20 protein-coding genes are annotated in these 22,923 nt (G+C 66.2%); 12 read left to right on the top strand and 8 right to left on the bottom strand.

The genetic code is table 11. From position 1 onward, the window contains the following. Nucleotide 1 precedes the first annotated feature (1 nt). Nucleotides 2-994, top strand: coding sequence for a GlxA family transcriptional regulator (locus SBI67_RS24260; RefSeq protein ID WP_318982999.1), 993 nt, complete (start codon nucleotides 2-4; stop codon nucleotides 992-994). Between the two features lie 16 nt (nucleotides 995-1,010). Next, a complete protein-coding gene (locus tag SBI67_RS24255; protein ID WP_318982998.1) occupies nucleotides 1,011-1,484 on the top strand; it encodes a DUF1990 domain-containing protein in 474 nt (157 codons plus the stop codon). A 7-nt stretch (nucleotides 1,485-1,491) separates the two neighbouring features. On the opposite strand, the gene SBI67_RS24250 is transcribed toward SBI67_RS24255, so the two are convergent. Together SBI67_RS24250 and SBI67_RS24245 are read right to left on the bottom strand one after the other, a co-directional pair. Beyond that, nucleotides 1,492-1,791: a hypothetical protein gene (locus SBI67_RS24250; RefSeq protein ID WP_318983048.1), complete on the bottom strand. Its 300-nt coding sequence runs from the start codon at nucleotides 1,789-1,791 to the stop codon at nucleotides 1,492-1,494. 36 nt (nucleotides 1,792-1,827) lie between these two features. After that, nucleotides 1,828-2,880, bottom strand: coding sequence for a phosphotransferase family protein (locus tag SBI67_RS24245; RefSeq protein ID WP_318982997.1), 1,053 nt, complete (start codon nucleotides 2,878-2,880; stop codon nucleotides 1,828-1,830). An 81-nt stretch (nucleotides 2,881-2,961) separates the two neighbouring features. Here SBI67_RS24245 and SBI67_RS24240 point away from each other — a divergent pair, with 81 nt between their 5' ends. The 4 genes from SBI67_RS24240 to SBI67_RS24225 all read left to right on the top strand — a co-directional run bounded on the left by SBI67_RS24240 (nucleotide 2,962) and on the right by SBI67_RS24225 (nucleotide 8,736). Further along, on the top strand, nucleotides 2,962-5,448 hold the full coding sequence (locus tag SBI67_RS24240) for a glycogen/starch/alpha-glucan phosphorylase (protein WP_318982996.1): 2,487 nt from the start codon (nucleotides 2,962-2,964) through the stop codon (nucleotides 5,446-5,448). A gap of 41 nt (nucleotides 5,449-5,489) precedes the next feature. Continuing rightward, nucleotides 5,490-7,853 carry a phosphoketolase family protein gene (locus tag SBI67_RS24235; protein ID WP_318982995.1) on the top strand — a complete coding sequence of 788 codons (2,364 nt, stop codon included), beginning with the start codon at nucleotides 5,490-5,492 and terminating at the stop codon, nucleotides 7,851-7,853. A 65-nt stretch (nucleotides 7,854-7,918) separates the two neighbouring features. Next, nucleotides 7,919-8,383: a DUF1942 domain-containing protein gene (locus SBI67_RS24230; RefSeq protein ID WP_318982994.1), complete on the top strand. Its 465-nt coding sequence runs from the start codon at nucleotides 7,919-7,921 to the stop codon at nucleotides 8,381-8,383. 44 nt (nucleotides 8,384-8,427) lie between these two features. Further along, entirely contained in the window at nucleotides 8,428-8,736 is a 309-nt protein-coding gene (locus SBI67_RS24225; RefSeq protein WP_318982993.1) for a hypothetical protein, read from the top strand. Here SBI67_RS24225 and SBI67_RS24220 read toward each other — a convergent pair. Then, on the bottom strand, nucleotides 8,733-8,918 hold the full coding sequence (locus tag SBI67_RS24220; protein WP_318982992.1) for a hypothetical protein: 186 nt from the start codon (nucleotides 8,916-8,918) through the stop codon (nucleotides 8,733-8,735). The two genes, SBI67_RS24225 and SBI67_RS24220, sit on opposite strands and share 4 nt — an antisense overlap. Then, on the bottom strand, nucleotides 8,918-9,742 hold the full coding sequence (locus SBI67_RS24215) for an endonuclease/exonuclease/phosphatase family protein (RefSeq protein ID WP_318982991.1): 825 nt from the start codon (nucleotides 9,740-9,742) through the stop codon (nucleotides 8,918-8,920). The genes SBI67_RS24220 and SBI67_RS24215 overlap by 1 nt, the downstream gene beginning before the upstream one ends. 16 nt (nucleotides 9,743-9,758) lie before the next feature. Between SBI67_RS24215 and SBI67_RS24210 the strand changes: the two genes are divergently transcribed. From SBI67_RS24210 to SBI67_RS24200, 3 genes are all read left to right on the top strand, one after another. Continuing rightward, nucleotides 9,759-10,355, top strand: a complete 597-nt coding sequence (locus SBI67_RS24210; protein WP_318982990.1) for a hypothetical protein — start codon at nucleotides 9,759-9,761, stop codon at nucleotides 10,353-10,355. A gap of 151 nt (nucleotides 10,356-10,506) precedes the next feature. Further along, a complete protein-coding gene (locus tag SBI67_RS24205) occupies nucleotides 10,507-11,661 on the top strand; it encodes an LLM class flavin-dependent oxidoreductase (RefSeq protein WP_318982989.1) in 1,155 nt (384 codons plus the stop codon). Next, the gene (locus tag SBI67_RS24200) at nucleotides 11,658-13,022 is read left to right on the top strand and encodes an NtaA/DmoA family FMN-dependent monooxygenase (RefSeq protein ID WP_318982988.1); all 1,365 of its coding nucleotides are present in this window, start codon (nucleotides 11,658-11,660) and stop codon (nucleotides 13,020-13,022) included. The genes SBI67_RS24205 and SBI67_RS24200 overlap by 4 nt, the downstream gene beginning before the upstream one ends. Before the next feature lie 27 nt (nucleotides 13,023-13,049). Here SBI67_RS24200 and SBI67_RS24195 read toward each other — a convergent pair whose 3' ends face one another. The 3 genes from SBI67_RS24195 to SBI67_RS24185 form a co-directional block, all read right to left on the bottom strand. Continuing rightward, nucleotides 13,050-14,507, bottom strand: a complete 1,458-nt coding sequence (locus SBI67_RS24195) for a purine-cytosine permease family protein (protein ID WP_318982987.1) — start codon at nucleotides 14,505-14,507, stop codon at nucleotides 13,050-13,052. A 126-nt stretch (nucleotides 14,508-14,633) separates the two neighbouring features. Continuing rightward, nucleotides 14,634-16,421, bottom strand: coding sequence for a nitrilase-related carbon-nitrogen hydrolase (locus SBI67_RS24190; protein WP_318982986.1), 1,788 nt, complete (start codon nucleotides 16,419-16,421; stop codon nucleotides 14,634-14,636). 196 nt (nucleotides 16,422-16,617) lie between these two features. Beyond that, nucleotides 16,618-17,514, bottom strand: a complete 897-nt coding sequence (locus SBI67_RS24185; RefSeq protein ID WP_318982985.1) for a LysR family transcriptional regulator — start codon at nucleotides 17,512-17,514, stop codon at nucleotides 16,618-16,620. Nucleotides 17,515-17,677: 163 nt separating this feature from the next. Here SBI67_RS24185 and SBI67_RS24180 point away from each other — a divergent pair, with 163 nt between their 5' ends. After that, nucleotides 17,678-18,841: an iron-containing alcohol dehydrogenase gene (locus tag SBI67_RS24180; RefSeq protein WP_318982984.1), complete on the top strand. Its 1,164-nt coding sequence runs from the start codon at nucleotides 17,678-17,680 to the stop codon at nucleotides 18,839-18,841. Nucleotides 18,842-18,861: 20 nt separating this feature from the next. Here SBI67_RS24180 and SBI67_RS24175 read toward each other — a convergent pair whose 3' ends face one another. Then, nucleotides 18,862-19,290 carry a MarR family winged helix-turn-helix transcriptional regulator gene (locus tag SBI67_RS24175; protein WP_318982983.1) on the bottom strand — a complete coding sequence of 143 codons (429 nt, stop codon included), beginning with the start codon at nucleotides 19,288-19,290 and terminating at the stop codon, nucleotides 18,862-18,864. A 97-nt stretch (nucleotides 19,291-19,387) separates the two neighbouring features. On the opposite strand from SBI67_RS24175, the gene SBI67_RS24170 reads away from it, so the two are divergent. Both SBI67_RS24170 and aceA read left to right on the top strand, forming a co-directional pair. Next, a complete protein-coding gene (locus SBI67_RS24170; RefSeq protein ID WP_318982982.1) occupies nucleotides 19,388-20,479 on the top strand; it encodes a substrate-binding domain-containing protein in 1,092 nt (363 codons plus the stop codon). 144 nt (nucleotides 20,480-20,623) lie between these two features. Beyond that, complete coding sequence (gene aceA, locus SBI67_RS24165; protein WP_318982981.1) at nucleotides 20,624-22,912, top strand: isocitrate lyase ICL2; 2,289 nt, start codon at nucleotides 20,624-20,626, stop codon at nucleotides 22,910-22,912. Nucleotides 22,913-22,923: the final 11 nt, after the last annotated feature.

The following is a 22,923-nucleotide window of genomic DNA, read 5'->3' as shown; positions in this document are numbered from 1 at the left end:
AATGAGACACAATGGAGCAGTGGCAACGCGGGAGATGGTCATCGTCGTCTTCGACGGCGTGAAGCTGCTCGATGCCGTCGGGCCCGCCGAGGTCTTCGCCGAAGCCAACAGATTCGGCGCCCGATACCGGCTGCGGATCGCCTCCCCCGACGGCGCCGAGGTGGCCACCTCGATCGGGACCCCCTTCGCGGTCACCGATCGGCTCGACGACATCGAATCGGCGGACACCGTCTTGGTCGCCGGCGGCGACGCATTGGTCGGCAGACCCATCGATCGCACGCTGGTCGACGCGGTGCGCGCGGTACCGGCGCGCACCCGCCGGCTGGCCTCGATCTGCACCGGCGCCTTCATCCTGGCGACCGCGGGCGTTCTGGACGGGCGGCGCGCCACCACGCACTGGCGCCACGTCACCCTGCTTGCGCACGCATTCCCACAGGTCAGCGTGGAACCTGATGCGATCTTCGTGCGCGACGGCGAGGTGTACACCTCCGCAGGGGTGACCGCGGGAATCGACCTGGCACTGTCCCTGGTCGAACAGGATTACGGAACCGATCTGGTGCGCTCGGTGGCACGCTCGCTGGTGGTGTACCTCAAACGCGCCGGCGGTCAGTCGCAGTTCTCCGCCCTGGTCGAGGCCGACCCGCCGCCGGAGTCGGCGCTGCGCGCGGTGACGGCGGCCATCGCTGCCGACCCGGCAGCCGATCACAGCGTGAAACACCTTGCCGCCGTAGCCGCGTTGAGCACCCGCCAGCTGACTCGGTTGTTCCAGGCCGAGCTGGGCACCACCCCGGCGCGATACGTGGAGAAGGTCCGGATCGATACCGCCCGCGGTGCCCTCGATGCCGGCCACAGCGTGGCCGACGCCGCGCAGATCGCCGGATTCGGCAGCGCCGAGACGCTGCGCCGGGTGTTCGTCATCCAGCTCGGGTTGTCCCCAAGGGCATACCGCGACAGGTTCCGCACCGCTCAGGTATCGCCCGACCAGCCGTCCTGACTGCGATAGTGAACCGGTGGATCTGACCTACTCCGAGATCGGTGCGACCAAGGGCCCGCTACCCGCCGGTTATCACCACGTGCACGCGGCGGCGCCGATCGGCACGGGCCGAGCACGCTTCGAATCCGCCGGCGACGCGGTTTTGCGCTGGGGCATGCAGCGCGGCGCCGGGGTGCTGGTGCGCGCCGCCAACGACACCGCCACCGTGGGCGCCGAGGTCACCGTCGGTTTCGGGCCGCTGCGCGCGCCGTGCCGCGTCGTCTACGTCGTGGCAGAGGAGAACCGCCGCGGGTTCGCCTACGGCACACTGCCCGGGCACCCCGAATCCGGCGAAGAATTGTTCACCGTCCGGTACGACCCCTCCGACGGCACCGTCTACGCGGAGGTCATCGTATTCTCCCGGCATGCCACCTGGTGGAGCAGACTGGGCGGGCCGATAACCGCTGTGGCACAGCGCATCATCACCAAGCGGTATCTGACGGCGGTGTAGCCCGCCGCTACGTACAGCCGCTGACGTTGATGCGGCCACGCGGCCCGCCGACGTTGCCGCAGACGCTCACATTCGAACCGATCTGCGGGGGCGGTGGTGGCGGGGGCGTGTCGAAGTCCTCGGGCAGCGGCGCATACTCCGACGGCGGCGGCGCCCAGTCGGCGATGGCACCGGCGATATCGGTACATCCCCCGACGCTGACGTTCCCGCGCCGTCCGCTCACACTGCCGCACACATCGGCGTGCGCGGTCACCGGAACCACTGCCACCGAAGCGATTCCGACGGCGACCGCCAGCCACACCTTCATGCTCATCGCGTGAGTATAGGAAGCCGGCTCCAGTTTTCACAGCCCGGCGGCCAGCTCCCACGCCCGCCGGGCCAAGTTGCGATAGCGATCCCGGAAAAGGCCGGTGCCCGCCCTGGCATCGGAGGCGTTACCGTCCATGCCACGGCGCCACACCCCGGCGACGATCGAGGCCAGCCGGAACATCGAGAACACGATGTAGATGTCCAGGTTGTCCGGCACGTCCACACCGGCGTGCCGACAGTAAGTCGCCACGAACTCGCGCTCGGTAGGAATGCCGGTACCGGTCAGATCTTCACCGGCCACCCCGGTCAGCGGGTCGTCGTCACCGGGCAGGTGATATGTCATGGCGGCATATCCGAGGTCGGCCAACGGGTCGCCGATGGTGGCCAACTCCCAGTCCAGCACCGCGACGATGCGCGGCTCGGCGGGATGGATCAGCACGTTACCCAGCCGGTAGTCACCGTGCGCGATGGTCGCCTCCTGGTCGGCGGGCAGATGGTCGGGCAGCCAGGCGGACAGCCGCTCCATATCCGGACAGTCCTCCACCTTCACGGCTGCCCAGGACCGCGTCCACAACGCGACCTGCCTGGCCAGATACCCGTCGGGCCGACCGAAATCCCCCAGCCCGGCCGCGCGCCAGTCCACGCCGTGCAATCGGGCCAGCACCCGAGCCAGGTCCTCGTAGATCGCCGCCCGCTCGGCCGGTGTCCCGTCGCGCAGCACCCGATCGGGGAACACCCGGCCCGGCACGTGGTCCATCACGAAGAACGGTGTCCCGATCACGTCGGGGTCCTGGCACATCAACCGCATGCGTGGCACCGGCACACCCGACCCGGCCAGTGCCGCCATCACCCGATACTCGCGGCCGACGTCGTGGGCACGCGGCAACAGCACACCGGGGGGCTTCTTGCGGAGCACGAATTCGCCTGCGCCGGTGCTCAAATGAAACGTCGGGTTGCTCTGGCCGCCCTGGAACTGGTGGATCACCAGCGGACCCTCGATACCGTGTGCGCCCAGATAACGACCGAGAGCGGCTTCGTCCAGGCGATGTTGCGGCAGGACGTCGACAAGCTCGGGTACACCGGACATGCCCGCAGCGTCTCACATCAGTTAACCCGCCCGACGCCTCTTGCGCGCGCGATGTGCACGTACCCCTGCCAGACTGCACCCATGACCGATCTCGACGCGCCCTCCCCCACCGCCGAGCGTGCCCGCACCGGCCTGTCGGCCGACGCACTGCGCCGTGCCATCGTCGATCACATCCGGTACTCGATCGGCCGCCCAGCCGCGGCGCTGCGGCCGGAGCATTACTACCGCGCGCTGGCGCTCGCTGTCCGGGACCGCATGCAGGACAATCGGGTTGCATCCACCCAGACGTCACTGGATCTCGGCAGCAAGGTCACCTGCTACCTGTCCGCCGAATTCCTGATGGGTCCGCAGCTCGGGGCCAATCTGCTCAACCTCGGCATCGAGAACGCCGCCCGCGCCGCATTGGCCGAACTCGGCCAGGACATGGACGAGGTGTTGGCATGCGAAGAGGAGCCCGGGCTCGGTAACGGCGGCCTCGGCCGGCTGGCGGCCTGTTACCTCGACTCGCTGGCCACCCTCGCCCGGCCCGCCATCGGCTACGGCATCCGCTACGAGTTCGGCATCTTCGACCAGGAGATTCACGACGGCTGGCAGGTCGAGAAGACCGACAACTGGCTGGTCAACGGAAACCCCTGGGAAATCGCCAAACCCGACGTGCACTACCCGGTGCTGTGGGGCGGCCACACCGAACGTTACGCCGACGATGCCGGCGTGCAGCGGGTCCGCTGGATCCCCAGCCGGATCATCCAGGGCGTGGCCTACGACACACCGATCCAGGGCTACGGGGTGAAGACGTGCAACGTGCTCACGCTGTGGAGTGCCCGGGCGGTGCAGTCCTTCGCCCTGGATGCCTTCAACACCGGTGACTACTACAAGGCCGTCGAGGAAGAGGTCACCTCCGAGACCGTCACCAAGGTGCTGTACCCGAACGACGAGCCAGAGGTGGGCAAGCGACTGCGGCTGCTGCAGCAGTTCTTCTTCGTGTCCTGCTCGTTGCAGCATGTCCTGCACATCATGGACGACCTGGCCGACGTATCGGTTCTCGATCTGCCCAACCGATTCGCACTGCAACTGAACGACACCCACCCCTCGATCGGCGTCGCCGAGCTCATGCGCCTGCTGGTCGACGAGCGCCGCCTCGACTGGGAGACGGCCTGGGCCATCACGGTCGCGACCTTCGGCTACACCAACCACACCCTGCTGCCCGAAGCCCTGGAGAAGTGGCCGCTGGGCCTGTTCGGCGAGAGCCTGCCGCGTCACCTGGAGATCATCTACGAGATCAACAGCCGTTTCCTGGACGAGGTGCGCGCGAAGTTCCCCGGTGACGAGGAGCGGGTGCGCAGGATGTCGCTGATCGGTGAGGACAACGGCAAGACCGTCAAGATGGCCTACCTGGCCACCGTCGGCAGCCACGCCATCAACGGGGTCGCAGCACTGCACTCGGAATTGCTGAAATCCAGTGTGCTCAAGGACTTCTACGAGCTGTGGCCGGAACGCTTCTCCAACAAGACCAACGGTGTGACGCCGCGGCGTTTCGTGGCGCTGTCCAACCCAGGGCTGCGCACCCTGCTCGACCGCACCGTCGGTGACGGTTGGCTGACCCATCTGGACCGGCTGCGTGGCCTTGAACCGTTCGCCGACGATCCCGGCTTCCGCCAGGAATGGCGAGACATGAAGCGGGCCAACAAGGCCCGGCTGGCCGAGTTCGTGGTGGCCGAGACCGGTGTCGAATTGGACCCGACCTGGCTGTTCGACATCCAGGTCAAGCGGATCCACGAGTACAAGCGCCAGCACCTCAACGTGCTCAACATCGTCACCCAGTATCTGCGGCTGAAGAAGAACCCCGGCATCGAGATCGCGCCGCGGGCCTTCATCTTCGGCGGCAAAGCAGCCCCCGGGTATTTCCTGGCCAAGCGCATCATCAAACTCATCACCGCCGTCGGCGACATGATCAACAACGACCCGACGGTGAACCAGTACCTGAAGGTGGTGTTCCTGCCGAATTTCAACGTACAGAACGCCCATCTGATCTACCCGGCCGCCAACCTTTCCGAGCAGATCTCGACGGCCGGCAAAGAGGCCTCCGGCACCGGCAACATGAAGTTCATGATGAACGGCGCGCTGACCATCGGCACGCTCGACGGCGCCAACGTCGAGATCCGCGAGGAGGCCGGCGCGGAGAACTTCTTCCTGTTCGGCATGACCGTCGAGGAGGTCGAGGCGCTCAAGCACGACGGGTACCGTCCGGCCGACTATATCGAGGCCGACGCCGAGCTGGCTTCGGTACTCGATCTGATTGCCGGAGGCCACTTTTCGCACGGCGACACCGAAGTGTTCCGACCGCTGGTGGACAACCTGCGCTACGACGACCCGTTCCTGGTCCTGGCGGATTACGCGTCCTACGTGGAGTGCCAGGATCTGGTGAGCGCTGCGTGGAAGGATCGCGACGCCTGGTCCCGGATGTCGATTCTGAACAGCGCCCGCAGCGGTAAATTCTCCTCGGACCGGGCCATCGAAGAGTATTGCGACGACATCTGGGGCGTCCGTCCGGTCAACGTCGTGACCTAAGCCCCTTTCGTAGACTCGCGACGAACGGGTACACCGGTTACATGACCACCACCGCACCGCTCTCCGATCACGAGCTCGCGCAACTGGATGCCTACTGGCGTGCCGCCAATTACCTTTCGGTGGGCCAGATCTACCTCCTGGACAATCCGCTGCTGCGCGAACCGCTGGTCCCCGAGCACGTCAAACCGCGGTTGTTGGGGCACTGGGGTACCACCCCGGGGCTCAACTTGCTGTACGCCCACCTGAACCGGGTGATCCGGCACCGGGATTCCGATGTCGTGTTCGTCACCGGACCCGGTCATGGCGGCCCGGGTCTGGTGGCCAACACGTACCTCGAAGGCACCTACAGCGAGGTGTACACGGGGATCGGCGAGGATACCGAGGGGTTACGAAAACTGTTCCGGCAGTTCTCCTTTCCCGGCGGCATTCCCAGCCATGTGGCCGCCGAGACCCCCGGCTCCATCCACGAGGGCGGTGAACTGGGCTACGCACTGGTGCACGCGTTCGGCGCCGCCTTCGACAACCCCGACCTGGTGGTGGCCGCCGTGGTCGGCGACGGCGAAGCCGAGACGGGACCGCTGGCGGCGAGCTGGCATTCCAACAAGTTCCTCGATCCGGTCCGCGACGGCGCGGTGTTGCCCATCCTGCACCTCAACGGTTACAAGATCGCCAACCCGACGGTATTGGCCCGCATCCCGCAGCAGGAGCTGGAGTCGCTGTTCACCGGATACGGCTATCTCCCGATCACCGTTGCCGGCGACGACCCCGCAAACGTGCATCAGCAACTCGCGGCGGCACTGGACGACGCGTTCGACCAGATCGGTGCCATCCAGCGAGCCGCCCGCTCCGACGGCGAGACCGGCCGTCCGGTGTGGCCGATGATCATCCTGCGCACCCCGAAAGGCTGGACCGGGCCGGCCCAGGTGGACGGCGTCAAGGTGGAGGGCACCTGGCGGTCCCATCAGGTGCCGCTGTCGGAGACCCGCACCAATCCCGAGCACTTGGCAGCGCTGGAACGCTGGCTGCGTGGCTACCGCCCAGAGGAGCTGTTCGACGAGGACGGCGCCTTGCGGTCCGATCTGCGCGCCCTCGCACCCGAGGGGGCCCGCCGGATGGGGGCCAACCCGCACGCCAACGGCGGCGTGCTGCTGCGCGACCTCGACCTGCCGCCGATCCAGGATTACGCGGTCGAGGTCGGCCACCCGGCCGCCGAGACCGCCGAAGCCACCCGGGTGCTGGGCACCTTCCTCCGTGACGTGATTGCGCGTAACCAGGACAACTTCCGGTTGATGGGTCCGGACGAGACCGCGTCCAACCGCCTGTCGGCGGTGTTCGACGTCACCGACAAGGCGTGGCTGGCCGACGTCTCCCCCGACGACGAGCATCTTTCGCCGACGGGCCGGGTGATGGAGGTGCTGTCCGAGCACCTATGCCAGGGCTGGCTGGAGGGCTACCTGCTGACCGGCAGGCACGGGTTGTTCAGCTGTTACGAGGCTTTCGTGCACATCGTCGACTCGATGCTCAACCAGCACGCCAAGTGGTTGTCCAGCAGTGCGCGACTGGACTGGCGACGCCCGGTGGCATCACTCAATTATCTTCTCACGTCCCATGTTTGGCGCCAGGACCACAACGGGGCCTCCCATCAGGATCCCGGCTTCATCGACCATGTGGCCAACAAGCGGCCAGAGGTGGTGCGGGTGTATCTGCCACCGGACGCCAACACCCTGCTCTCCGTCGCCGATCACTGCCTGCGCAGTCGTCAGTACGTCAATGTGATCGTGGCCGGTAAGCAGCCCGCGCTGACCTACCTGACCATGGACGAGGCGATCGCGCACTGCACGCGCGGAGCCGGCATCTGGGAGTGGGCCAGCAGCACAACCGGTGAGCCGGATGTGGTGCTCGCCTGCGCCGGCGACATTCCCACCTTGGAGACGCTGGCCGCCGCCGATATCCTGCGCCGCCGGCTGCCCCAGCTGGGGGTGCGGGTGGTCAACGTCGTCGACATCATGCGCCTGCAACCGGAATCGGAGCATCCCCACGGCTTGTCCGACCGGGATTTCGATGCACTCTTCACCACCGACAAGCCGATCATCTTCGCCTATCACGGCTATCCGTGGCTGATCCACCGGCTGACCTACCGGCACGCCAACCACGATCAGTTACACGTGCGCGGGTTCAAGGAGCGCGGCACCACCACCACTCCCTTCGACATGGTGATGCTCAACGACCTGGACCGCTTCCATCTCGTGATGGACGTCATCGATCGCGTACCGGGCCTGGGCAGCTCGGCGGCGGTGCTGCGCCAGGAGATGGTGGATGCGCGACTTGCGGCCAAGCGCTACACCCGCGAATACGGCGAGGACGACCCGGCAATCACCGGCTGGACCTGGGCACGCGACATCTGACGTTTCCCGCTCCGCGGACCCGGGTAGTCGACCGGAGTCCGAACCACCAACGGAGAGGAACAACTATGCGTGCCACAACGATCGCCGGGGCCGCCGGAACCACCTTCGCCACCGTGTCGCTGGCAGTCGTGACTGCCGCTTCGGCAGGTGCCGCGCCGGCCAGCGAGAGTTACGGCAACCAGCAGGAACTCAACGGCCCGGCCGGCACCGTGACCGCGTGGACCGTCGAAGATCTGCGCCCCAGCACCGATACGCTGCCAGTGCCGGTGAAGGGAACCCTCTACGAGGCCACCGCTACGGTGCAGGCCGTGCAGGGCACCGCCACCCCGGTGGTGACCGACTTCAACGCCCGCTCGGCCGCGGGCACCGATTACCGCGCCGTGCCGGCACCCAGCGCCACGGGTGTCAACCCGGCGCCACTGCAGCAGGGCACCAGTGACACCGGCAAGATCTACTTCGATGTCACCGGCCCCGCACCGGAGAGCGTGGTGTACAACAGCGGCGGCCAGGACGTGCTCGTCTGGAACTAGATCCACCGCGTAGGAGAACGTGAAAAGGCGTGAAGGGGTCGGCCATGGCGTCATCTCATTCGTCGGTACGCAATTGGGTGCTCGCCCTGGCGACCCTGCCCGCCGCGGCCGCGGTCGTCGGATTTGCCTACCTGCAGATCATGGGCACCGCGGGATGCAGTAAACCCGATTGTGCGCATCTGAACACGCTGGGGTTCACCCTCATTCAGTACGGAGTACCGGCCGTCGCCGCGCTGGCGGTGGTGGCGTCATTCGTCACCGCCCGCCGGCGCGGCGGCGTGCTGGTTCCAGTTGCAGCCTGGGCCGTGATCGTCGTCGCGGTACTGGTGCTGATCGTCAGCTTCCCGCATTAGGGCCCATCAGCGTTCTCGGCCCGCGCCTCGGCGCCGGATTCTCCGGCGTCGATGGCGTCGTCGGGGTTGGTTCGTCCGACATAAGCCCCGTCGTCGCCGTCCTCGCCGGCTCGGCTGGCGGCCACGTGCGGGTCGTCGGCGACGTCTTCTTCGGACTTTTCGTCAGGGCCGTTCTTCGGCATCAGCGTTCTCCTTGGGATTCTCGTGCCGCGCACGGGGACAGGGTTTTAGGTACCGGTTGAGGAGCCAGTTCGACATCGACCATCAACGGTCGGTGATCCGAGATCGCCAATTGTGGTGTGGCACATCTGCGGGCCCGCAACCGTGGATGGTCGGTCAGCACATGGTCGAGCTGTCGGCTCGGCTGATGGGTGGGAAATGTGCTCCCGGTCGCCAATGGCCGCAAGCCGGACCACCGGCGCACTGCGGCGCCGGTGAGGTTGAGGTCTCCCAGCAACATTCGCGGGCCGGGAAACGCCGAAAGGTCCCGTGACAGCCGGCGCAGTTGGTAGCGATTCCAGCCGGGAACGAAGCTCAGATGAGTGCTGGCCACGGTGAACGTCCCCAACGGGGTGTCGAAACACCCGGCCAGTGCGGCGCGCGGCTCTTCGTCGACCATCATCACGCGATTGGGGCCTGGCAGGTACATCGGGAAGGTGAACGGGATTCGCGGCAGATAGACGACATGCCAGTCCCGCACCGGATAACGGGACAGCAGCGCGACACCGTAGGCAGCCGTGCCCGGCTGCTCGACCCCTGTGGCGGCGGCCCAGACCGCGCCGGGGGTGCCTGCGATGGTGGCCGCGAACCGCTGGGCCACCGCGCCCATGGCATCGGCGGCGACGGCGGTCAAGTCGACACTGCCGGATCTGGGTTGGTGGACGTCGACCTCCTGGAGCGCCAAGAGGTCGGCGTCCAGGGTGCGGATGCAGCGGGCGAACGCGTCGATGTCCACCCCGGCGCCGGGGCTTCGACCATGAAGAATGTTGAAAGTGGCAATCCGCATGGGTACTCCATACCCAATGAGCGAGCACAACCACACCCATGACAGCGCCCTCGGCGCCCGACACGACGCACTGCGGGAATCCCTGCGGCACGCCGCGGCGGCGCTCAAGCGCGACGGACCCGAGTTCGCCCCGGCGGGCAGCTACGCGCTGTGGGTGTACGGCGGGCCCGAGCCGGTCCATGACGTCGATTTCGTCGTTGCCGAATCCGACGTCGACGCGGCGGTTACGACGCTGCGCGCGGCCGGCTTCCAGGTGCTGCCCTGTCCCGAGGACTGGCTGTTCAAGGCGATCCTGGACACTGCCGCGGAGGTGGTGGTCGATGTGCTGTTTCGGATCAACAGGGTTCCGGTTACTGCCGCGGCGCTCGGGCACGCCGAACTCCGCGATGTGCTGGCCATCCCGATGCCCGTGCTCACCCCGACGTGCGTCATCACCCACAAACTGCGCGCGTTCGACGAACACAACTGTGATTTCGGCGCGCTCCTACCCGCGGTGCGCGCGATCCGTGAAGCAGTGGATTGGGCGCAGGTGCGGGAGTCAACCGCCGACAGCCCATTCGCGACGGCGTTCTTGTGTCTGTGCGGGGGTCTGGGTATCGCTCCTGCGGTCTGAGTCGGCCGCGATTGCCTTGCCATCACCGTGCGCCGATCTCTTGAACGCGCAGGACAGCGTCGCAGACTGGATGGGTCGGCGCCGCCTCCCCCGGAATGGTCGCCGTGGAGCGTGCGTTGTCGGTGACACCCAGGAAAGCGAGGCACCCCCCGTGGCTGACCCCGACCTCATCCACCTCGCCGTCGCCTTGGACGGCACCGGTTGGCATCCGGCGGCGTGGCGCGAGCCGGGCGCTCGCCCCGAAGAGTTGCTCACCGCCCGGTACTGGGTTGACCTCGTCGGGACCGCCGAGCGGGGGCTGCTGGACCTGGTGACCATCGAGGACAGCCTGGCGCTGCAGTCCGACCATCCGGGGCGGGCCGATGAACGCACCGACCGGGTCCGCGGTCGCCTGGACGCCGTGCTCATCGCCGCCCGGGTCGCCCCGACCACGCGCCATATCGGCCTGATCCCCACCGTGATCGCCACCCACACCGAGCCGTTCCACCTGTCGAAGGCCATCGCCACCCTGGACTACGTCAGCTCGGGGCGGGCCGGCGTCCGCGTCCAGGTCGCGACCAGCCCCGAGGCGGCCGGGCATTTCGGGCGCCGTGCTGAATCCCCTGTCGATCTGATCGGTGAGGCCGCCGACTACATCGAGGTGCTGCGCCGGCTCTGGGACAGCTGGGAGGACGACGCCGAGATCCGAGACGTCGACACCGGGCGGTTCATCGATCGAACCAAGCTGCACTACATCGACTTCCAGGGCCCGCATTTCTCGGTACGGGGCCCGTCGATCACCCCGCGCCCGCCGCAGGGCCAGCCGATCGTGGCCGCCCTCGGGCACGTCGACCCGGTGTATTGGCTCATCGCCGAGGGCGCCGATATCGGCTTCGTCACCCCACACAGCGCCGAGGAGACCACCGCGCTGGTGAACACCATCGCCACCCGACGGCCCTCCGGGCAGCCCGCGGTGCGGGTGTTCGCCGACCTGGTGGTGTTCCTCGCCGATACCACCGTGGCAGCCCGAGCCCGCAAAGATTGCCTGGACGAGTGGTTGGGTGCCGAATACCGCAGCGATGCAGAGCTGTTCGTGGGCACTCCCGGCGAGCTGGCCGACCTGCTACAGCAGTGGCATGCGGCCGGAGCGGCCGGGTTCCGGCTAAGACCGGCCACCCTGCCACACGACCTGCACCAGATCACCGGTGGGTTGGTACCCGAGTTACGTCGCCGCGGGTTGTTCCGCACCGACCATCCCGGCGGCACCCTGCGGGACGTGCTCGGTCTGCCCCGCCCCACCAACCGGTATGCAGGAGTTGCCCGATGAGCAAGCCCGTCAAGCAGATTCACCTGGCCGCCCACTTCCCCGGTGTCAACAACACCACGGTCTGGAGCGACCCGGCGTCGGGCAGCCATATCGAGTTCGACTCGTTCGTGCATTTCGCACAGACCGCCGAACGGGGCAAATTCGACTTCATGTTCCTGGCCGAGGGTTTGCGCCTGCGGGAACAGAACGGACTGATCTACGATCTCGACGTGGTGGGCCGGCCGGACACCTTCACCGTGCTGGCCGCCCTGGCCGCGGTCACCGAACGGCTGGGGCTGACCGGCACCATCAACTCGACCTTCAACGAACCCTACGAAGTGGCAAGGCAATTCGCCTCACTGGACCACCTGTCCGACGGCCGCGCCGCGTGGAACGTCGTCACATCGTGGGATGCGTTCACCGGGGAGAACTTCCGCCGCGGCGGATACCTTGCCGAGGACCAACGATACTCTCGGGCCGAGAGCTTCCTGCGGGCTGCCCACACCCTCTTCGACTCCTGGCGTGGCGACGAGATCGTCGCCGACCAGGAACGCGGGGTTTTCCTGTCCGATGCGCAGGCGGGCGCGTTTTCCTATCACGACCAGCATTTCGACATCAGCGGCCGGTTCAACGTGCCGCGCAGCCCGCAGGGCCGCCCGGTGATCTTCCAGGCCGGCGACTCCGACCACGGTCGCGAGTTCGCGGCGGCCGCCGCCGACGCGATCTTCTCCCGGCACGGCACCCTAGCGGACGGGCAGGCGTTCTACGCCGACGTGAAGGGCCGGCTGGCGAAATACGGGCGTCGCCATGATCAGCTGCTGATCCTGCCCGCGGCGACCTTCGTCCTCGGCGACACCGATGCCGAGGCCGCCGATATCGCCCACGAGGTGCGTCTGGCCCAGGTGTCTCCCGCCACGGCGATCAAATTCCTTGAGCAGCTGTGGAATCGAGACCTGTCCGACCATGACCCGGACGGTCCGCTCCCGACGGTGGATCCCATCGTCGGGGAGAACACCGTTGCCAAAGGCCGGGCAAGCGTGCGCATGCATCGGGATCCGATCGCCGTCGCCAACGAGTGGCGGGCCAGGGCCGAGGCCGAGAACCTCACCACCCGCGAGCTCATCGTCGAGGTGACAGGTCGGCAGAACTTCGTGGGATCACCGGAATCCGTCGCCGAATCGATCAACCACCTGGTGCAGTCGGACGCGAGCGACGGTTTCATCCTCGTGCCCCATGTGACGCCCAGTGGTCTGGACCCGTTCGTCGACAAGGTGGTGCCGCTGCTGCAGGAACGTGGGGTGTTCCGCGCCGACTACGCCGGTACCACGCTGCGCGACCATCTCGGTCTGGCCGCGCCGACCCGGCAGTCCAGGGCCAGTTAGGTAGGCAGCATCGCGCGGTGTGAACGGCTAGACGCCGTCGACGACACGCGCGTCCGAGTCTCGGCCCGCCTCGCCGGAGTGCTCGGGCCGTATCCCGTACTGGCGGCCCCGGGTGGCGATCGTCAACGGAATGTAGATCACCGGGCCGAGCAGCATGGCGGCAAACGATGCGAGGTACATCGGGTACAACCCGGCCACACCGAGCGCCCCGACCAGCAGGCTGGATCCGAGTGCCACCATTCCGCACACGTTCCAGTCCTTGACCAATCCGTCCCGATACTCAATATCGTGGGCAGGTGCCAAGTTGAGCAGCTTCCGGCACACGTAGTAGTCACTGAGCAGGATGAAGATCCAGGTGTTGGTCATGATCCCGGTGACCGCCAGGAACTCCCCGGTGTACTGCAGGATGTTCACCGGGTAGCAGGCGACGCCGGCGACACACAACGCCACCATCCACCACTGCCGACCAACCCGCTTGGACGCCAACGCATCCCATGCGTTGGACAGCGCCAGTGAACCGGAGTACAAGTTCATGACGTTGATGCGCACCTGAGTGATGACGGCGAAGACAACCCCCAGGACTCCCATCACCACCGCGAAGATGAGGCCGGGATCGGTCGCCGAGAGCTGACGCTGCGTATCGGTACCGTCGAAGTGCCCGAGCATGGTGAAGCCGAGCAGCACACCGAACACCATGACGACCACGATCATCGCCAGCTCGACGAACATGACACCCGCCGTGCCGGCATAACCGACCGAACGCTTGACGAACCGGCCATAGTCGGTTGCGATCAACGCCTGAAACACCACCTGACCATTGGCCAGGCTCATCGCCTGCCACATCGACGTCGCGGTCAGCCCACCCTGCGCCGCCCACTCTCCCGGGCCCACCAGCACGTAGCCATTGGCCAGCATCACCATGCCGATCACGAACAGGATGAGAAAGATCGGCAGCCCGAAGCGCTGTAGCAGATTCATGGAGTGCATTCCACGCCAGGAGAAGTACAGTGCTGCGGCGGCGATCACGGCGAAGACCACCGTCGCCTGTCCCGAGTCGATCGGGATGCCCAGGAGGTGGCTCAGGCCGTGCGAGACGATGCTGCCCTCGAAGACGAAGTAGAAGACGTAGTTGACGGCGTACACGATGGAGGCGATCGCCGAGCCCTTGGCGCCGAAGCCCAGGCCCCGGGACAACAAGGTGAGCGACAGGCCCTCCTGACTGGCGATGCGCATCACCAGCGCGCCGATGATGGTCGCGCCGATCACCATGTAAGCCACCGGAATCAGGAACATCGGCCAGCCCACCAGGAAGCCGATCTGGCCGCCCAGGGCGAACCAGAACATCGCCGTGATGTTGCCGCTCAGGACGAGGAGCACGGCGGGGCGTCGCCACCGTTGGTCGTCGGGTACCCGGGTGGTGGCATAACTCTCGACCTGCTCGTCGAGACTCGTCGCAGGACCCTGGAAATAGCTTTTGAGGGACAAGGCTTCACCTTCTTCGTGAGGACACCCCCGTGGGGGGGGGTATGACGTAGCGACCGTCGGCATGAAGTGGCACGACGGGACCGTGTGGACGCCATGGCGGGCGTCCACACCTGTGCGGTGTCGGGGTTACGCGACCGTCGCGGGGGTCGGTTCGCGAACCCGCCAGTCGTCGAGTTCGGCATCGGCGTCGCACACCGGCGCGTCAGGGCCCGACAGCGCGCCGTACCAGTGCGGCAAGCGCATGGTGACGAGATCTTTGCGGCGCACCACATTCGACGGGTACACCGAGGCCGCGTCGCGCGTGTCGATGCGCACGGCGGCCACGCCCTCCTGCCCGGCCAACACCTGTTCGTTACGCGGGAACGCGAAGGTGTCCGGACCGAACACGCCCGAGCACCCGCCGCCTCCGTCGGTGTCCACGGTGTTCGCGAAAGCGAGGTAGACGTTGTTCTCACCCGCTCGCACCCGCATGTGGTGCCAGTGTGTCAACGACGGCCCAGTGGGAATCGGATAGCTCTGTGCGACTTTGCTTCCGCTGTGGGCCGTCATCAGTCGCTCGCGATTGTCGGCGCTTCCCGCGATGATATCGCAGGCGTTGAGGGCCAGGATCCGCCCGGATTCCGGTAGCAGGAGGTCGTCGCCATGTAGTAGTCCGACGCGGCCGATCGGGATGTCTGCATAGGTCCAGGCCGACCCTGCTTCGAACACCGCGCGTTCACCATCGCGCAGGTGGATCTTGCGGTGTACCGCCTCGATGCCGTCGGGACCGATCAGGACCAACGAGTTGTACCGCCGTCCATCGGCGGGATCGGACTCTGCGAGACCCACGACCAGCCATGCCGATGCCGCGGTGGCCTCCTGCATGAGTTGACGGACTGCCGGATCCTGCAGCGTCACCGCGCGGTTGGTCAGCGACAACTCCGGAAAGACGACGAGTTCTGCACCGCGCTCGGTGACAGACGACGTGAAGAGCCGGCTGATCGTGGCGAGATTGGCATCGAGATCAGGCACCGGACCGAATTGCGCCACCGCCACCGTCGCCGACTTACCCTCCGGCAGACCACGGTGGCCGTAGAGACCGAAGAAGTCTTTCGGATTCCACAAGTAGCTGTTGATCTGCAGCTGACGGTAGAGCTCGGGCCGCCGCGCGCGCAGTGCGGGGCGATCTGCCCGATCCGAGTGGGCCGCAGCATCGACGGTGATGGTCGCCGTAGCGATGCCGTCGCCGGAATCGATCTGGTCGAGAATGGTCGCGTCAGGGGCGATGACGCAGCTGCCGCCACTGAATTGCACACCCCGCTCCAAGCCCCACCGATTGCTTTCGATGACGTAGCAACCATTTTCGTAGGCTCGCGAGATCCAATACGGTGCTGGGGTTCGTTCGGCCAACCAGTTGCTGAGATGACAGATCACCTCGGCTCCGCCCACCGCGGCCAGTCGTGCGGTCTCGACGAAGTGGATGTCCATGCAGATGAGCACGGCGATGCGCCCGATCTCGGTGTCGAATACCTGGTGGCCGAGGTTCCCCGGGGCCGCCCATTTCGGCTCCGCGATGTACGCGTGCGTCTTTCGGTGCTTTCCGATGAACCCGTCGGGACCGACGAAGGCCGCAGTGTTGTAGAGCAAGCCGGTCTCCTCGTCACGCTCCGGCATCCCGAACACGATGTAACAGTGGTGGTCACGGGCGATCTGCGCGAACCGGTCCGTGGTGGGACCGGGCACCGGCTCTGCCATCCGCTCAGCCTCGCGCTGGTCGAAGAAGCAGTAGCCCGTGGTGCACATCTCGGGAGCGGTGATCAGTTCGGCGCCGTCGGCGGCCGCGCGGGTGACGAGCTCTGCGACGCGGTCGATGTTGCCGGGCTTGTCGAACAGTGTGGGCTCGAACTGAACGGCAGCGACCTGAATGTCTTTCACGTGTAAGCCTTTCCGGCCGGGAATAGGCGTCCCGATCCGCTCGTGATCGAAAGCACAGGCTAGCCAGTTCACGGTCAACACTGAAGACATTTACGTTACTTAAAGGTTAACTACTCATCAGTATGTTTCGTCCACGTTACGTTAATCGGTCTGAACAGTGGTTTTTCTATCTCGGAAATTATCGCGTCGGTGAACATCAGGGTCCGCCCGGCGCCCTCAGCTGAGGGTGCGCCAGGACCAGGTCGTCCAAGAAGGCGCGCAACGCACGCACGCGCACCTGCCGCGATATCTCGCGCGGAACCACCTCCCAGTAGTGCCGGGTAACGGCGAATTCCGTTGGCAGCAAACGGGTCAGCGTGTCATCGGCATCACCGATGTAGGTGGGAAGCGGCGCGATACCCAAACCGGCGCGCACCGCATGGTGATGCCCGGTGATGTTGGTGGTCTGCACACGGGCACGGATACCGGGTAGCAGATCGGCCAGGAACCGCAGCGGGGCAACGTCGAGCAAGGCCTCGACGTACCAGATGACGACGTGCGAAGCGAGGTCACCGAGACTGCGCACTTCGGCATGTTCGCCGACGTATGCCGACGCCGCATACAGGCCCAGCTCATAGTCGGCGAGCGGGCGTACCACTCCCGCGTGGCGAGATGGTTCCTCCAGGGTGATGGCCAGATCGAAGTCGCGCATGGTGAGCACGCCGTGGGCGGTGGCGGTGACCACGGCGACCTCCAGGTCGGGATGTTCGTCGGTCAGCGGTCGCAGCCCGGGGGCCAGCAGATAAGCCCCGAACCCGTCGGACGCGACGATCCGCAGTTGTCCGCGCAGGCCCTGGTGCCGATCGGAGTCCTGAAAAGCCGATACGACCGCCGCGTCGATCGCCTCGGCGTGCGGCAGCATCCGCCGGCCGGCGTCGGTCAACTGCCAGGCACCGCTGGAGCGATCGAACAACCGCTCGCCCGATGCTCTCTCCAGGCTGGCGATACGTCGGGTCACGGTTGTGCGGTCGACCCCGAGACGTCGTGCGGCATCTTGCGGTGAGCCCGAGCGCGTCACCTCGAGCAGATAGCGGAGGTTGTCAGCAGATTCCATAGCCCCATCCTTGCCGTGCAGATCTGCACGGGCAACGTGCGGATCTGACTGTTGACTGGTGCATATTCGCCCAGGAAGCTGATACCGATTCCCTTGTCGGTCGGCGCGGGCCATCTGCCCGAACTGCTACGAACCGAATCAGCAATCGAGATCGAGGACACCTATGACACATGCCATTTCAGTGCCGCGGACGATGAGGATCGGCGGCGGTTCCGTCGACCAGACCGGCGCCGTGCTCACCGACCTCGGCGCCCGGCGTCCCCTGATAGTGACCGACGCGTTCCTGGTCGGCACCGGCCAGGTCGACAGGCTCGTCGCCGTACTTGAGGCCGCCGGGGCGAATGTCGCCGTGTACTCCGACACCGTGCCCGATCCGACCACGGATTCGTTGGCCCCCGCCAAGGCGGCGCTGGCCGCACATCGCGCCGACTGCGTGGTCGGTTTCGGTGGCGGCAGCCCGATGGACACCGCCAAGGCGTTGGCCGTGCTGGGCGTCAACGACAAGCCGATGCGAGAGTTCAAGGCGCCCAACGTCTACACCGGTCCTGCGTTACCGATCGTGGCGATCCCGACCACGGCAGGCAGTGGATCGGAGGCCACTCAGTTCACGGTCATCACCGACAGTGCCACCGACGAGAAGATGCTCTGCATCGGGACGTCGTTCCTGCCGGTCGCCGCGATCATCGACTACCGCCTCACCATGTCGATGCCGGCGCGACTGACCGCCGACACCGGCATCGACGCACTCACTCACGCGGTCGAGGCATACGTCAGCCGCAAGGCCAACGCGTTCTCCGACGGTTTGTGCCTCCTTGCCATCCGGGCGATCGGTCAGAACATCCGGCAGGTGGTCGCCGACGGACACGACGAGCAAGCACGTGCCGCCATGATGATGGCGGCCACGCAGGCCGGAATGGCGTTCTCGAACTCCAGCGTCGCCCTCATTCACGGCATGAGCAGGCCGATCGGCGCGCATTTTCATGTGGCGCACGGCCTTTCGAATGCCATGCTCTTTCCCGCGGTGACGCGGTACTCGATCGACGGTGCCGCCGATCGCTACGCCGACTGCGCCCGTGCCATGGGTCTGGCCACCGAGCACGATCCGAGCGCGGTCGCCGCCGCGAAGTTCGTCGAGGGAATATCCGAACTGTGCCGCGACCTCACCGTGCCGACGCCCCAGCAGTACGGCATCTCTCGCACCGAATGGGATCGGCTCATCCCGACCATGGCCGAGCAAGCCCTGGCCTCGGGCTCCCCGGCCAACAATCCGCTCGTTCCCGATGCCGATGACATCGCAGCGATCTACGACGAGATCTATGCCTGGTGACCGATCCCGGCGGTGGGATCCTAAACCGGGATCCCACCCTTGCTCGGGGCGGAATCCGCCACGTCACGCACCAAGTCGCACAACGCCGTCAGCTTCTGCAGCTGATCCTGGCTGTACAGCAGATCGCAGCGATCGACGGTTTCAGCCAGCTGCCGGTACGAACTGGCGCCCCGCGACGTCAGCCGAAGGTTGATCTTGCGCCGGTCGGCGTTGTCCGCCCGGCGATACACCAGATTGTTGGTCACCATGCGGTCAACGATCTTTGTCAGCGCCGACGGCGGAATCGATGCCGTCTCGCTGATCTCCGACATGGCCAGCGCTCCAGAGTCCTTGAGACAATCCAGAATCCGCCATTCCTCCAGAGTGCATCCCTCTGCGGCGAGCACCTCGCGAACCCGATCCAGCAGCGAATTCTGAATCGCGCTCAACGCCAGCGCAGCCTGGCTCACCGTTCCCAACTGTCGTTACCTCCCGCCGTGGATTACCGTAGCGGGTGGTTCAGGGTAATCGAACGACAACCCCGACCTCGCGGTGGAGATGGGTCGCATGAACAGCAACGCACGCGCGGAAGCAGACGCCGTCGTCGTCGGCGTGGTCAATCCGCTACAGGGACCACTCGGGATCATCGGTCCGTCGGCGCAACTGTGCGCCGAACTGGCTGCCGAGGAGATCAATCGCGACGGCGGCATACTCGGCCGCGAGGTCAAACTCGTGCACGTCGACGGCGGTGCGCAGGTGCACAAGGTTCGAGCGGAGGTGCTTGAACTCGCCATGGCAGGCAGGATACAAGCGGTTGCGGGCGTACACACGTCCACTGTGCGGGAATCATTGGCGTCGGCCATCGGCGGCGCGATCCCCTATATCTACAACTCGCTGTACGAGGGTGGTGAGCGGCGCCCGGGCGTTTTCGTCACAGGCGAGACGCCGGAAACACAGCTGTTGCCCGCAATGACGCTGCTCGCTGGGGAGCGGCGCATCTCCCGCTGGGCATTGATCGGCAACGACTACGTGTGGCCACGCGGGACCGCGAACACCATCCGAGGGCATCTCGCCACGACAGGAGCCGGGACCCTCGTCGACGAGATGTACGTGCCGCTGGGCACGTCGAACTTCGACATCCATCTCGAGCGCCTCGAGCGCTCGACCGCCACAGCAGTGGTCGTCCTGCTCGTCGGCCAGGACGCCGTCGAATTCCACCGGCAGTACGCCGAACGCCAACTGGACACCAAGGCGGTTCGCCTGACGCCCTTGATGGACGAGAACATGCTGTTGGCCGCTGGCGATCGCAGTTGCCGCGACCTGTACGTCGGCGCCGGCTACTTCTCGTCGCTGTGCACCTCCGACAGTCTCGACTTCGTGGGGAGATATGCCCGCCGGTTCGGCCCCGACGCCCCGTTGGTGGGGACGATGGGCGAATCGTGCTACGAGGGATTGCATCTGCTGGCGGCGCTCGCGCGTACCGCCGGCACCCTCGACGTGAACTTGATGAACAGGTTGTCGAATTCGCTGGTATACGAGTGCGCTCGCGGCGTGCAGCGCCTCGACGCCGGACACACGGCCCCCAGAACTTACCTGGCCGAAGCCGACGGCTTCGACTTCAACGTGCTCACCGAGATGACGCCCGTCCCATTGGGTTGACCCGTACCGCGGGCTCGGACCCGGCAGCCGCGGCGCCTCCTACTGTGGAGTGCGGCACCGTACCTATTTCGGCGAACGGGATGTCACGGCCGGCTGCGGCGGCAATGATGGAACCGGACCCGAGCTCGACGAGGAGCGCTTGACATGACCGCGATCGAAAACAACGTCACTTCCACCTCGGCTTTCGACGACGACGTCGCGGCCACCCAGGCCTATTTCGACAGCGGACGGTTCGAGGGCATCACCCGGCTGTACTCGGCCCGGCAGGTCGCCGAGCAACGCGGCACCATCCCCTCGGACTACCCCGTGGCGCGGGAGGCAGCCACCGCGTTCTACCCGCTGCTGCGTGAGCTGTTCGCGCAGAAGAAGAGCATCACCACCTTCGGCCCCTATTCGCCAGGCCAGGCGGTGGTGATGAAGCGGATGGGCATCAAGGGCATCTACCTGGGCGGCTGGGCGACCTCGGCCAAGGGCTCCATCAGTGAGGATCCCGGTCCGGACCTGGCCAGCTATCCGCTGAGTCAGGTGCCGGACGAGGCGGCGGGCCTGGTACGCGCGCTGCTGACTGCCGATCGCAACCAGCAGTACCTGCGGCTGCAGATGACGGAGGAGCAACGGGCCGCGACCCCGCCGGTGGACTACCGGCCGTTCATCATCGCCGACGCGGACACCGGCCACGGCGGTGATCCGCACGTGCGCAATCTGATCCGGCGTTTCGTCGAGGCCGGCGTGCCGGGTTACCACATCGAGGACCAGCGTCCGGGTACCAAGAAATGCGGTCACCAGGGCGGCAAGGTGCTGGTGCCGTCCGACGAGCAGATCAAGCGGCTCAACACCGCCCGGTTCCAGCTCGACATCATGCGGGTGCCCGGCATCATCGTGGCCCGCACCGACGCCGAGGCGGCCAACCTGATCGACAGCCGCGCCGACGAACGGGATCAGCCCTTCCTGCTGGGTGCCACCAATCTGCGTATCCCGTCGTACAAATCCTGTTTCCTGGCGATGACGCGGCGGTTCTTCGATCTGGGCGTCACCGAGCTGAACGGGCACAAGCTCTACGCGCTGCCCGATGGCGAATACGCCGCGGCCGAGGCCTGGCTCGATCAGCACGGGATCCTGCGGTTGGTGGCCGATGCCGCAGTATCGTGGAAAGACAATCCCCGGCAGTCGCTGGACAAGCTGTTCGACGGCGTGGAGTCCGCGTTCGTCGATGCCTGGCAGGACGACGCCGGGTTGCAGACCTACGCCGACGCGGTCGCCGACCTGCTGGAGTTCCGCGAGCGCGAGGGCGAGCCGCCGACCACCAGCGCCAAGGAGTGGCGCAAGTTCGCCAAGACCGCGTCGTTGTACTCGGCCCGGGAGAAGGCCAAGGAACTGGGCGCCGACGTCGCGTGGGACCCCGAGCGGGTGAAGACGCCGGAGGGATACTTCCAGATCCGCGGCGGCATCCCGTATGCGATCGCCAAGTCGTTGGCCGCCGCCCCGTTCGCCGACATCCTGTGGATGGAAACCAAGACTGCCGACCTGGCCGATGCCCGTGAGTTCGCCACCGCCATCCACGCGGTGTATCCGGACAAGATGCTGGCCTACAACCTCTCGCCGTCGTTCAACTGGGACACCACCGGCATGACCGATGACGAAATGCGTTCTTTCCCTGAGGAACTCGGCAAGATGGGGTTCGTCTTCAACTTCATGACCTACGGCGGCCATCAGATCGACGGGGTGGCGGCCGAAGAGTTCGCGACAGCGTTGCGTCAGGACGGCATGCTGGCGCTGGCCCGGTTGCAGCGCAAGATGCGGCTGGTCGAGTCTCCCTACCGCACACCACAGACGCTGGTCGGGGGCCCGCGCAGCGATGCCGCGCTCGCCGCGTCGTCGGGCCGCACGGCCACCACCAAGTCCATGGGTAAGGGCTCCACCCAGCATCAGCATCTGGTGCAGACCGAGGTGCCCAAGAAGCTGCTGGAGGAATGGCTGGCCTTGTGGGGCGAGCACTATCAGCTCGGGGAGACGCTGCGAGTGCAGTTGCGTCCGCGCCGGGCGGGGTCGGATGTGCTGGAGCTCGGTATCTACGGCGAAGGCGACGACAAGCTGGCCGACGTCGTGGTCGACCCGATCAAGGATCGGCACGGCCGCAACATCCTGACCGTCCGTGACCAGAACACCTACGCCGAAAAGCTGCGCAAGAAGCGCCTGATGGATGTCATCCACCTGTGGCTGATCCACCGGTTCAAGCCGGAGATCGTCTACTACGTGACACCCACCGACGACAACGTCTACCAGACGGAGAAGATGAAGAAGCACGGCATCTTCAGCAACGTCTACCAGGAGGTCGGCGAGATCATCGTCGCCGATGTCAACCAGCCCAGGATCGACGAACTGCTGAACGCCGACCGGGTGGCACTGGGCAAGCTGATCCGTAAAGAGGACTGAGCGGTTCGCGG

The organism is Mycolicibacterium chengduense, from assembly GCF_033741155.1.
Classification (GTDB): Bacteria; Actinomycetota; Actinomycetes; order Mycobacteriales; family Mycobacteriaceae; genus Mycobacterium.
The sequence above is the reverse complement of the archived record's forward strand: the minus strand, read 5'-3'. Positions and strand labels throughout refer to the sequence as shown.

Bases quoted from the DNA above. Each gene is read 5' to 3' on its own strand.
- SBI67_RS24260 (WP_318982999.1), top strand. From the start codon at position 2: ATGAGACACAATGGAGCAGTGGCAACGCGGGAGATGGTCATCGTCGTC.
- SBI67_RS24250 (WP_318983048.1), bottom strand. From the start codon at position 1,791: ATGAAGGTGTGGCTGGCGGTCGCCGTCGGAATCGCTTCGGTGGCAGTG.
- SBI67_RS24245 (WP_318982997.1), bottom strand. From the start codon at position 2,880: ATGTCCGGTGTACCCGAGCTTGTCGACGTCCTGCCGCAACATCGCCTG.
- SBI67_RS24240 (WP_318982996.1), top strand. From the start codon at position 2,962: ATGACCGATCTCGACGCGCCCTCCCCCACCGCCGAGCGTGCCCGCACC.
- SBI67_RS24235 (WP_318982995.1), top strand. From the start codon at position 5,490: ATGACCACCACCGCACCGCTCTCCGATCACGAGCTCGCGCAACTGGAT.
- SBI67_RS24230 (WP_318982994.1), top strand. From the start codon at position 7,919: ATGCGTGCCACAACGATCGCCGGGGCCGCCGGAACCACCTTCGCCACC.
- SBI67_RS24225 (WP_318982993.1), top strand. From the start codon at position 8,428: ATGGCGTCATCTCATTCGTCGGTACGCAATTGGGTGCTCGCCCTGGCG.
- SBI67_RS24220 (WP_318982992.1), bottom strand. From the start codon at position 8,918: ATGCCGAAGAACGGCCCTGACGAAAAGTCCGAAGAAGACGTCGCCGAC.
- SBI67_RS24215 (WP_318982991.1), bottom strand. From the start codon at position 9,742: ATGCGGATTGCCACTTTCAACATTCTTCATGGTCGAAGCCCCGGCGCC.
- SBI67_RS24210 (WP_318982990.1), top strand. From the start codon at position 9,759: ATGAGCGAGCACAACCACACCCATGACAGCGCCCTCGGCGCCCGACAC.
- SBI67_RS24200 (WP_318982988.1), top strand. From the start codon at position 11,658: ATGAGCAAGCCCGTCAAGCAGATTCACCTGGCCGCCCACTTCCCCGGT.
- SBI67_RS24185 (WP_318982985.1), bottom strand. From the start codon at position 17,514: ATGGAATCTGCTGACAACCTCCGCTATCTGCTCGAGGTGACGCGCTCG.
- SBI67_RS24180 (WP_318982984.1), top strand. From the start codon at position 17,678: ATGACACATGCCATTTCAGTGCCGCGGACGATGAGGATCGGCGGCGGT.
- SBI67_RS24170 (WP_318982982.1), top strand. From the start codon at position 19,388: ATGAACAGCAACGCACGCGCGGAAGCAGACGCCGTCGTCGTCGGCGTG.
- aceA (WP_318982981.1), top strand. From the start codon at position 20,624: ATGACCGCGATCGAAAACAACGTCACTTCCACCTCGGCTTTCGACGAC.